Origin of the sequence: Azohydromonas australica DSM 1124 (genome assembly GCF_000430725.1) — a bacterium.
In the GTDB taxonomy this organism is placed as follows: Bacteria; Pseudomonadota; Gammaproteobacteria; order Burkholderiales; family Burkholderiaceae_C; genus Azohydromonas; species Azohydromonas australica.
On record NZ_KE387216.1, the window covers coordinates 15570 to 25702 of the forward strand.

7 protein-coding genes are annotated in these 10133 nt (G+C 64.5%); all 7 read left to right on the plus strand.

Features of this window, described 5'->3' with window-relative positions:
* The coding region (locus H537_RS0137015) for an IS630 family transposase (RefSeq protein WP_029001887.1) at positions 1–579 on the plus strand (579 nt) is incomplete at its 5' end.
* A gap of 656 nt (positions 580–1235) precedes the next feature.
* On the plus strand, positions 1236–2981 hold the full coding sequence (locus H537_RS0137020; protein WP_043461841.1) for a hypothetical protein: 1746 nt from the start codon (positions 1236–1238) through the stop codon (positions 2979–2981).
* 14 nt (positions 2982–2995) lie between these two features.
* Positions 2996–3895 (plus strand): hypothetical protein, encoded by a 900-nt coding sequence (locus tag H537_RS0137025; RefSeq protein WP_029001889.1) that lies wholly within the window; start codon positions 2996–2998, stop codon positions 3893–3895.
* Complete coding sequence (locus H537_RS0137030) at positions 3844–4983, plus strand: type I-F CRISPR-associated protein Cas7f/Csy3 (RefSeq protein ID WP_169517171.1); 1140 nt, start codon at positions 3844–3846, stop codon at positions 4981–4983. The genes H537_RS0137025 and H537_RS0137030 overlap by 52 nt, the downstream gene beginning before the upstream one ends.
* Before the next feature lie 11 nt (positions 4984–4994).
* Entirely contained in the window at positions 4995–5555 is a 561-nt protein-coding gene (locus H537_RS0137035; RefSeq protein WP_084151237.1) for a type I-F CRISPR-associated endoribonuclease Cas6/Csy4, read from the plus strand.
* Positions 5556–6545: 990 nt separating this feature from the next.
* The gene (locus H537_RS0137040) at positions 6546–7523 is read left to right on the plus strand and encodes a WD40 repeat domain-containing protein (protein WP_169517172.1); all 978 of its coding nucleotides are present in this window, start codon (positions 6546–6548) and stop codon (positions 7521–7523) included.
* Positions 7524–7641: 118 nt separating this feature from the next.
* A partial coding sequence (locus H537_RS47850) for a DUF4082 domain-containing protein (protein ID WP_211235145.1) occupies positions 7642–10133 on the plus strand: 2492 nt, incomplete at its 3' end.

The window sequence follows — 10133 nt, forward strand, 5'->3', positions numbered from 1 at the left end:
TGGCGCGAGCACGAATACCCCAAGATCGCGTCACGGGCCAAGCGCGAGGGGGCGCTGGTGATGTTTGCCGACGAGTCAGGGATTCGGGCAGACCACCATGCGGGCACGACCTGGGCGCCCAAGGGCCAGACACCGGTGGTCAAGGCCACGGGCGCGCGATATGGCTTGAACATGCTCTCGGCCATCTCTGCCAAGGGTCACCTGCGCTTCATGACGATCGAAGGCCGGCTCAATGGAGAAACCTTCTGCGAGTTCCTGCGCCGCCTGATCACGGGCATGGACCGCAAGATCTTCCTGGTGGTGGACGGACACCCCGCACACACCTCCAAGCTGACCAAGCGCTTCGTCGAGAACAACGCCGAGCGGCTCGAGTTGTTCTTCCTTCCTGGGTACGCGCCCCAGCTCAATCCCGACGAGCTTGTCTGGGGTCACGTGAAGGCCCGCGTGGCCAAGGCAACAGCGCGGACCAAGGACGAACTCAAGCGAACGGTCTACCGAACCTTGCATCGACTGCAGAAGTTGCCTCGAGTGGTTGCGAGCTTCTTCCACGCACCGACCTGCCGCTACGCCTCAGCATGAAACTTTACTTACGCCGGTTTTAGTAAGTTGACGCAGTTCGCCATGGCTTTCACCCGCGCAAGCCGCTGCCGTGGCTCACGGCCGCACAGGCCGCTTAGAGGGTCATCAAGCTCAAGCACTCCGCCCTCGTCCTGTGACGGCCGCGCAGGCCGCTTAGAGATATTCAAGTGAGGCTATCAAGGGAATCCCCTGGCTCTCGGCCGTGCAGGCCGCTTCGAGGATCGGGACTCTGTGCAATGGCGCGAATGGGGTGCTTTCGGCCGCGCAGGCCGCTTAGAGGATCAACAACCGCTCCGAGATGGTAAGTTGCTGGCTTTCGGCCGCGCAGGCCGCTTGACGATAGCGAGCGGAGCGACAAGGAGCGGTGCAGCGAATGTCGGCCACGCAGGCCGCCTGCAAATTCAACATTAAGGGAGGCAATCGTCCCGCGATCTCTCCGGCCGCGCAGGCTGCTTAGAGGATCAAGGCGGCGAGCCAAGCATGGCAGGAAGATCCTTCGGCCGCGCAGGCCGCTTCGTATTTACCGTGCAGAGCCTCATGCACATGGCAAGCTGTCACGCCCGTGAAAGGTGTTTTCCTATGAGCAGCTTGTGCCCGAACGCTTGGCACCGTGCGCCAGATGCTCTCGCCGTGCATATGGCGCTGGATGCCTGGAAATGATGACTTCCAACCATACACGGTCGCTTGCCGATTTCATCGACGACCTGGCGCGGGCGACATCCCCGACCAGGACCATCAAGAATGCCTTGCTGCGCACCCAGCCCGGTTGGCTGCGTCTGGAATCCTCACAAGAGCTGGCGCAGTTGCTCGCCTTCTTGCTATCCGTGGTCCACGCCGACAATGGCAGCACGCTGATCAGCGGCAGTACCCGGGCGGGCCTCACGACAGATGAGCAGATAGCGGCCTGGCACATTGCGCTGCAACCGCATCCGTTCCTCAGCACCGGCTCGGGCTCCCCAGGCAAGTCGAAGCGCAAGTCTGGCGCCGAGCCGGTGCCGTTGGTCCAGGAGGACCCGGCGAAGTTCGCCGCGGTACTGGCTGATCCGTGGAGCGCCGCCAGTCAGATCGACTTGGCGGCCTTCGTCCAGAGCCGTGGTTTTCGCAAGGCACAGGACAGCGTATGCACGCACCCGGTGCGCTTTCGCAACATGGGCGGGCACGGTGGCTTCGTCAAGCTGCAGCAACCCCGCACGCAAGCGCTAGGGATGATGGTCACCGAGGAGGACTTCAGCACCCGGGCCACTCGTACACTGACTTGCACCGCCTCATACCAGCCGCTTTGGCATGTCTTCCTGCCGCTGGTCGACTACCGAGGCATCCGGGCGCGACTGCCCGACGTTCTGGCTCGGCACCCCGAGCTCTGCAAACAGGTGCAGTCCTCGCTGAGTGCCCACGGCGTCGCCAGCGCGGCGGTCCTCATCGAGGCCCTTGCCCCGGGCGGAGAGCCACCACCAATGCGCGGTGAAGCGCAGGTCTTCGTCGGCGACCTGCCTGCCGGGCTGGACGAACCGCCAGAGGAATGCCTGAGCGTGCTGACGCCGTTCGCCCTGCCCGCCGAGGTCCATGAGGCCAAGGAGCGCTTGGCTGCCGCCTACCGCGCGGAGATCCTGGAGCTTCAGGTCCAGGTGCGGCAGCAGATCAAGGAAATCGATGAACAGCTTGCCATCAGCGTCAAAACCGGCAAGGCAAACAGGCACCGCGGCGGCGCCACCAAGGTGGCCCAGGACGTTGAACAGCAACAGCCCGCCCGGCTGCGCTCCGATCTGGTGGCCCAGGAGCAGCGTCTGGAGCGGATGTACCTGACGTTCCCGGCCTCAACAATCCCTTTGGGCGGCCAAAACCCGCAGAACGTGGCCATGGATGTGACCAAGGAGATCCACACGGCCAATGTGCGGTTGGACATTCCTTTCATTCGCCAGGCCGGCGTGGATCTCGATGCCGCCGTGGCCTACGTCGAGGAGGCGCACCTGGCCGCCGTCACGCCGCCGCCCGGCGCCAAGGCACCGCGCTACCTGCTGCCGCAGGCCGAGTCACGCCCCTATCGGCAAAGGCGTCGGGCCCTCTTCACAGCGATGGTCATCGAAGTGCTGGCGCCGCTGCTGGTGCTGCGGGATCACTGGCACGCCCTGGTGTCGGAATCCGAGGTGCGTGGCCGGACGCTACAGGCTCGCGACGCCGCGTTCATCGGGTGGGCGCCGCAGCCCTGGCGCCTCTTCGTTACCGGGGAAGCGGGGCTGCGATCCGTCGTCGCCAGGGAGGTGCTTGCGCCCCTGGCCGGGGACGCCAGCCGCCGCGTGCTGGCCGCGCTGGACCAGGCCTATCCCAGGAAGCCGTGGAGCCGGGAGTACGAGCCCGAGGTACGAGAAGTCGCATTTGCCGTGGTGATGCACGAGCGCACCTGAAGTTTATCCATCCCATGCACAGGCACTTCGTTTTCCTGCGCGTGAGCGCACAGTCCGTCAAGGTGTCACAGGGGCCATTTGTCGGGCTGCCGTCGGTAACAGGGCTCACCGGCCTGGCGCGCGCCTTTGCCATTAGCTTGGCCAAAGCCAAGGGGCTTGGACCCGGAGAGCTGCAGCCCGATGGCATTGGCCTGGGCGTCGAGGACTACGAGATGCACGCCGGCTACGTCAAAACGATGAAGGAGGGAGTGGCCACGCCGGAAGCCGTGCCGGCGATCTGGGCCTCTTTCACCGCCAGCTTCGTGATCCGGCTGCGCGGCGCAACGCCGCGTGGCATCGAGCTGCTGACCACGCAGAAGCTCTCCGGCGACGCCGCCAGCGTGCTCACCGAGCTGCGACTGTGCAAGGGTAGGCTGGTCGTACAGCGCCCCGCGGCCAACCTCGCCACGCCTCGGCTTGTCGAGCGCCACCCCGCCGAGCTGGCGCGCGCCATGGCGCTGCTGCCCTCGCGGGCGCTGGTATTGCGCGATGAGTCGGCGCTGGTCCAGGCGGCCCGGACCGCAGGCCTGCCGTTGATGGACACCCTGCTTGCGGCCACGCTGCGCCACGATCAGCGGCCAAGGCCTTACCGCGACTTCTATGAGGAACACGGCTTCGAGCGGCGCCGCATCTACCCGGTCACCAGCGGCTACCTGGCGCTGGAGTCCGAGCCATCACAGCGCAGCGTGCGGCTGTTTTCGGACGGGCTACTTGGAGCCTCGAGAGTGGCTTCGCCGATGTACACCCTGGCCGCCTTGCAAACCGCGGCCTCCATCCGTGCCGGCGTGGATGCGGCGCAAGCCGAGCCAGGCTATCGCGTGCTGTGGAAGGAGCAGCCGGTCGATGGCAGCTACGTCTGCACCGCGCTAGCCTGACATTGCAGGCATCCCGCTGTACCAGCCAACGAGGAACAACAATGCCGACTGCCAGCCCGTCCATCCTGTCTTTCGCGCGCACACTCGAGCCCAGCCACATGCTGATGTTCAGCGCACCGACCATGGCGAGCACCGTGTCTGAGATGGTGCCAGTGACGATCCGGGAAGAGCCGCTGCGCGGCCTGAACGCGACGTCGAAGACGCCGCTCGAAAAGCGCGACCAGGCCATTCTCCAGGTTGTCGAGAGCAGCGAACTGGCCCCCGGCCACGAGGCGCTGGTCCTGCGGGGCCGGCTGCTGATCAAGAACCGCTACGCCACGCCGCAGACCTGCAGCGAGTCGGGCTTCCTGCGGCTGCATGCCGAGGTGCTGGAGCAGGTCAAGGGCGCGGATGCCGGCATCGCGGAGCTCGGCACCCGCTACGCCATCCAGATCGCCTGCGGTATGCTCGGGTGGCGCAACTTCCTGACGGCAGACAGACACCGGGTGATGGTAGAGCTGGGCAGCGAGCAGCTGGACTTCGACAACCTGCTGCGCGACGAGGCACAGCCGTTCTCGCTGGACACGGCGAGCTACGAGGCCCACCGCAGGACGCTGCAGACCCTGGCCGGGTGGATCGCCGACGCGCTGCTGCGCGAGACCGGCCACGGCACCATGCTGCGGCTGCAAGCCAGGTACATGCTGGGTCTGGGCGCCCGGGTCTACCCGAGCCAGGAATGGCCCTCAGATGACCAGAAACGCGCCTCCCAGCGCCGCTGGCCCGGCGGCGAAGGTGTCACTCGGATGCTGGCCAAGCTGCGGCTGCCCAATGGCGAGCTCCAGGCCATCGTCAACGACCGCAAAGCCGGCAACACCCTGCGGCAGATCGACACCTGGTATCCCGACGCCAGGCCGAACAGGCCCATCGCCGTCGAGCCCTACGGCGCCAACTCGCATGAAGCGCGCGCCTGGCGCCGCACGACAGGGAGCATGAAGGAAATCATCGAGCGCTTGGCTAGAAGCGGCGGCCAGACACTGAGCCGCGAGGACCGGCTGTTCTACACAGCCTTGTGCATCCGCGGCGGCGTGTTCGGCGGCGGTGAAGAGTAAGGGAAGCCGCGATGCTGGAACTCTGCGCCTTGCACTACGTCGAGCTGGATTTCACCGACTCCATCGAGCCGCCGTCACACCTGGTCCCCTTGGCCTGGCGCTGGCTGCACGGGTTCAACAAGGCGCAGGGCTCGATGCTGGAGCGCGTGGGCATCGACGTGCCGGGCTGGAGGTGCGGTGAGCGCATGCCGGGCACACCTGCACGGTTGCGGCTTTTTGGCTCGCATACGGCACTGGACGCGTTTGTGTCGAACTCCGCGCTGCCGCGCCTGCGGGCCATGGCCGTCGATATGGGCCCGGTGACGCTGGCACCAGCAACGCCAAGCCATGCCGCGGTTCGCCGGGACAACGCCGCCGACAAAAACAAGCCCTCACGCATCCGGCGCAGCCTGCGCCTGGGCAACGCCGCGCCGCCGCCCAGGCAGCACGAGGCCGACCTTGTCATCGCCTGCGACAGCCATTCGACGGGCCAGTGCTTCGAACTCAAGCTCCGCAAGATTCCGGCAGGTGCGACTGCTCTGGCCTTCAACAGCTTTGGCCTGACGCTGGAGGGTGGGCTGCCGCAGTTCTAGGGGAGCTCCGCAATCGCCGCTGGCATGCGTGAGACTCGCCTCCCGGGCGCTGCCTGGGAGAGCGCAGTTCTTCTCGGCCAAGCAGCAAGTGCCGTATTGCTGTAGTGCGCTCTCTCGCACAACTTCATGCGCATTCGTTACTCAAGTAATGCCTCCCTGGAAAGCTGAAATTGCAGCCGTGCCGCGTGTCCTGGCGGTAATGGCAACTTGATCCACTCCTATGACAGGCATGGCGGCCGCTGTCATGCGGGGGCAGGGAAGTGTGCAGCCGACCCGCGGGCGTCATCACTGCAATGGCAGCGTCCGCACCAGTCAGCAGGTTCCGTCCAGGTACATCGTTCACTGCTCTCGAGCAGTGCCTTGCTTATGTCGAAGAATTTGATAATGCCCTGAATCAGTGGGGTGGCTCTCAAGGATTTTTCAATCAATGCCACGTCAAATCCAAACTTAAGGCATAGCCTTTGTGAAAAGCACGCGCGGAGTAGTAGTAAGAGCCGAGGCACATTTGGTTTCATGAAGTTTTTTTGGTATTGTTAAGTAACGCCATTTTGGTTGCACTGTACAACACTGTTCAACTCGATACCGCTTCGGTTAGGTTCTCCTGCTTCTGCATGCTGCTGGGCGGTGGCTGGATAGATACCCGATATGGGGGCTTGCATATACCTCTTTTTTGGTAACAATGAAAAAATCAAAAAGCCGGCGTATTTGGTGATGTGTGGTTTTCGCAGTAAAAACAAGACTTTGTGATTGAGACTTAAATTCCACATTTGGAAAACCTTTAACCGAACAGACCTAAAGGCCGACGCGGGTTGGTATGGATATTACCAAGGCCTCTCTTGTCTTGGTGAGGCAGGGCTACATCCATCAAGCGAGGGAAATATGCGACGTAAATCTCAGCGCGTGCAGCGTGTAGGCATAACAGCAAGCTGCTTGCTGTCCTGTGCTGTGTTGATCGGATGTGGCGGTGGCGATGGCGTCTCGACATCTTCCTTGACGACAACTTCGAGCAAGGCTGAAATACAAGACCCCACGGCCAGCGGAAACACTGAAAATAGCCAGGCCCTCAAGCTGGGAAAAAGATTGCGTCAGTACTTGAAGAAAGGCGTGACCTCGATTTCGGTGTCCCCGGACGGAAGTATGGTGGCTGTGGCGCGTGCGGACGGCAAGGTGCGGATACTTGATGCGAACAGCGTGGTGGACGTCTCCAAGTTCAACATCGACATCGATACTGTTGCTTCCGGCATCGTCTTCAGCCGCGACAGCAAGTTTTTGGGCGTTGTCGGTCGCGATAGCAACGTCCATATCTTCAACAACGCTACGGGGAAGAAGGTCTTCACGCTGCAAGGCCACGAGCATCCCATCCGTGCGATTGCACAAGGCCCCGACGGCGCACTCATTGCCACTGCAGGCGAGGAGACACGCGTGATGCTGTGGCGCGCGGCCACGGGCAAGCTGGAAAAGGTCCTCTCGGGCCATACCGGCTTCGTCAACGCGGTGGCCTTCAGCGCCGACGGAGCCTTGCTGGCCAGTGCCGACGCCTCGGCGCGCATCTTGGTTTTCAACGTGGCCAGCGGCAAGCTGCTGCACACACTGCGTGGGCATGCCGACGAGGTCTACGGGGTCGCGTTCCGCCCCGATGGCAAGACGCTCGCCAGCGCCGGCGCGGATGGGGAGGTGCTGCAGTGGGACCTGGCCACGGGCTACCGCACCGAAGCCTTCACCGGCCACAAGGCTGCTGTGCGCAGCATCGCTTTCAACCGTGACGGCACCGTGCTGGCCAGCGGCGGCGAGGACGGCCAAATCTTCGTGTGGGACATGGCCAGCGGTCGGCTGGACAAGCAGCTTGGCGCTGGTAGTTCACCCGTTAATGCGCTGGTGTTCGATGACAAGAACAAGAACGTACTGTTTGCCGGCGGCGACGACAACCGCGTCGTGCGCTGGAACGTGGCCAGCGGCGTGGGCAAGTAGCCGGGCGCAGTACCACGGAGCCCAAGATGCCGGGCTCAGCCTCGAGCAATAACGAGCCAGCCAGAGGAGGGCGGCGATGAAGCAATGCAGTGTTGCGCGTGCGGGATACGCCAGACAAATGGTCGTCTTCTTGATGGCTTGGCTCGTCGCGCTACTGTGCTGGCACAAGCCCGTACAGGCGGCCGACCCGGCCCAGGGCCCTGGTGGGCCCATTCTGGTATTGACCTCGGGCAACAGCAACTTCGGGCTGTACTACGCCGAGATCCTGCGCAACGAAGGCTTCAGTGCCTTTGCCGTAGCAGACGTCGCCTCTGTCAACGCCGCCACGCTGTCCGCCTATGACGTGGTGATTCTGGCAAAGACGGCTCTCAGCGGCTCGCAGGTCACGCTGCTGACGGACTGGGTCAATGCCGGGGGCAACCTCATTGCCATGGCGCCCAGCGCCAATCTCGCGCCGCTGCTGGGCCTGGCCGGCACGGGGGCCCAGCTCTCCAACGGCTACTTGCTGGTGGATACCGCCAACCCCGTGGGCAACGGCATCGTCAACCAGACCATGCAGTTCCACGGCAGCGCCGATCGCTACACCTTGAGCGGCGCCACGGCGCTGGCCACGCTCTACAGCAGCGCCACCGCGGCCACTGCCAACCCGGCCGTGACGCTGCGCAGCGTGGGATCCGGCAAGGCCGCGGCCTTCACCTACGACCTGGCCACCTCGGTGGTGTACACGCGCCAGGGCAACCCCGCGTGGGCCACGCAGGAGCGCGACGGCCTGGCTCCCATCCGCTCGAACGACAAGTTCTACGGCGACGCCGCCGCGGACCCCAAAGCCGACTGGGTGGACCTGAGCAAGGTGGCCATTCCGCAGGCCGACGAGCAGCAGCGGCTGCTGGCCAACCTCATCACGCACATGAACCTCGCGCGCAAGCCGCTGCCGCGCTTCTGGTATTTCCCCAATGGGCACAAGGCCGTGGTCATCATGACGGGCGATGACCACGGCAACAACGGCACCGCCGGGCGCTTCAACCGCTTCCGTCAGCTCAGCCCCACGGGTTGCTCGGTGGCGACCTGGGAATGCGTGCGCGGCACCTCCTACGTCTTCCCGGACACGCCACTGAGTAACGAGCAGGCGGCGCAGTACGATGCCGAGGGCTTCGAGGTAGGGCTGCATGTGAGCACAAGCTGCGGCGACTTCGATGCTCTCTCGCTGGACGAGGCCTACGCCACGCAGCTAGGCCAATGGCAGGCCCGGTACGGCAGCGTCCCTGCGCCCGTGACGCAGCGCCACCACTGCATCGCCTGGAGCGACTGGAGCACGGGCGCGCAGACCCAGGCCAAATACGGCATGCGGCTGGACACGAGCTACTACTTCTGGCCGCCGGGCTGGGTGGCGGACGTGCCGGGCATCTTCACCGGTTCGGCCATGCCCATGCGCTTCATGCGCTTGGACGGTGCATTCATCGACGTGTACCAGGCCGCCACGCAAATGACTGACGAGTCGGGCCAAAGCTACCCGCTGACCATTGACCAGCTGCTCGACCGCGCGCTGGGCGCGGAGGGCTATTACGGCGCCTACACCGTCAACGCCCACACCGACGTGGACAACATCCCTGAGTCCGAGGCCGTGGTGGCCTCGGCCCAAGCACGCGGCGTACCCGTCGTGTCCGCGCGCCAAATGCTCGCCTGGCTGGATGCGCGCAATGCTTCGGCCTTCAGCGCGATGAGCTGGAGTGGCAGCGCATTCAACTTCAGCGTTTCCCGCAGCCCCGCGGCCAACGGGCTGCAGGGCATGCTGCCGCGGCGCTCGGGCGCCAACGTGCTCACCAGTCTCGCGCACGGCGGCAGCGCGGTGGGCTTCTCCATCAAGGTTATCAAGGGGGTGGAGTACGCCTTCTTTAACGCCGATGCTGGCAGCTACGTCGCCACCTACGGGGTGGATACTGCCGGACCCAGCGTTTCGTCCACCACTCCGGCTGCGGGCGCCACGGGCGTGAGCGTGTTTTCCACCGTCAAGGCCGTCTTCAACGACGCGCTGGACGCCACGACGATCAATGGCAACACCTTCGAACTGCGCAACGCGGCCAATGCCAGTGTCGCGGCCAGCATCAGCTACGACCCCACCACGCGTACCGCGACGCTGACGCCCTCTACGGCCTTGTCGGCCTCCACCACTTACACCGCCACGCTGCGCGGTGGCACCAGCGACCCGCGCATCAAGGACGCCTCAGGCAACCCGATGGCCTCCAGCGTGTCGTGGAGCTTCACCACCGTGGCGGCGTCTGCCGTGAACAGTTGCCCCTGTAACGGCTGGTCCACCACGGCCGCGCCTGCCAATGCCTCGATCAATGACCCCGGCGCGGTGGAACTGGGCGTCAAGTTCCGCGTGGACGTCGACGGCTTCATCACCGGCGTGCGCTTCTACAAGGGCACGGGCAACACCGGCACGCACATCGGCAACCTTTGGAGCCTCAGCGGCACGCGGCTGGCTACGGCACCTTTCACCAGTGAGACGGCCACCGGCTGGCAGCAGGTGAATTTCTCCACGCCGGTGCCGGTGAGCGCCAACACGGTGTACGTGGCCTCGTACTACGCACCGAACGGCCGCTATGCGGG

Excerpts from the sequence above, each read along its gene's own strand:
- H537_RS0137025 (WP_029001889.1), top strand. The coding sequence starts at position 2,996 with ATGCACAGGCACTTCGTTTTCCTGCGCGTGAGCGCACAGTCCGTCAAG.
- H537_RS0137020 (WP_043461841.1), top strand. The coding sequence starts at position 1,236 with ATGATGACTTCCAACCATACACGGTCGCTTGCCGATTTCATCGACGAC.
- H537_RS0137035 (WP_084151237.1), top strand. The coding sequence starts at position 4,995 with ATGCTGGAACTCTGCGCCTTGCACTACGTCGAGCTGGATTTCACCGAC.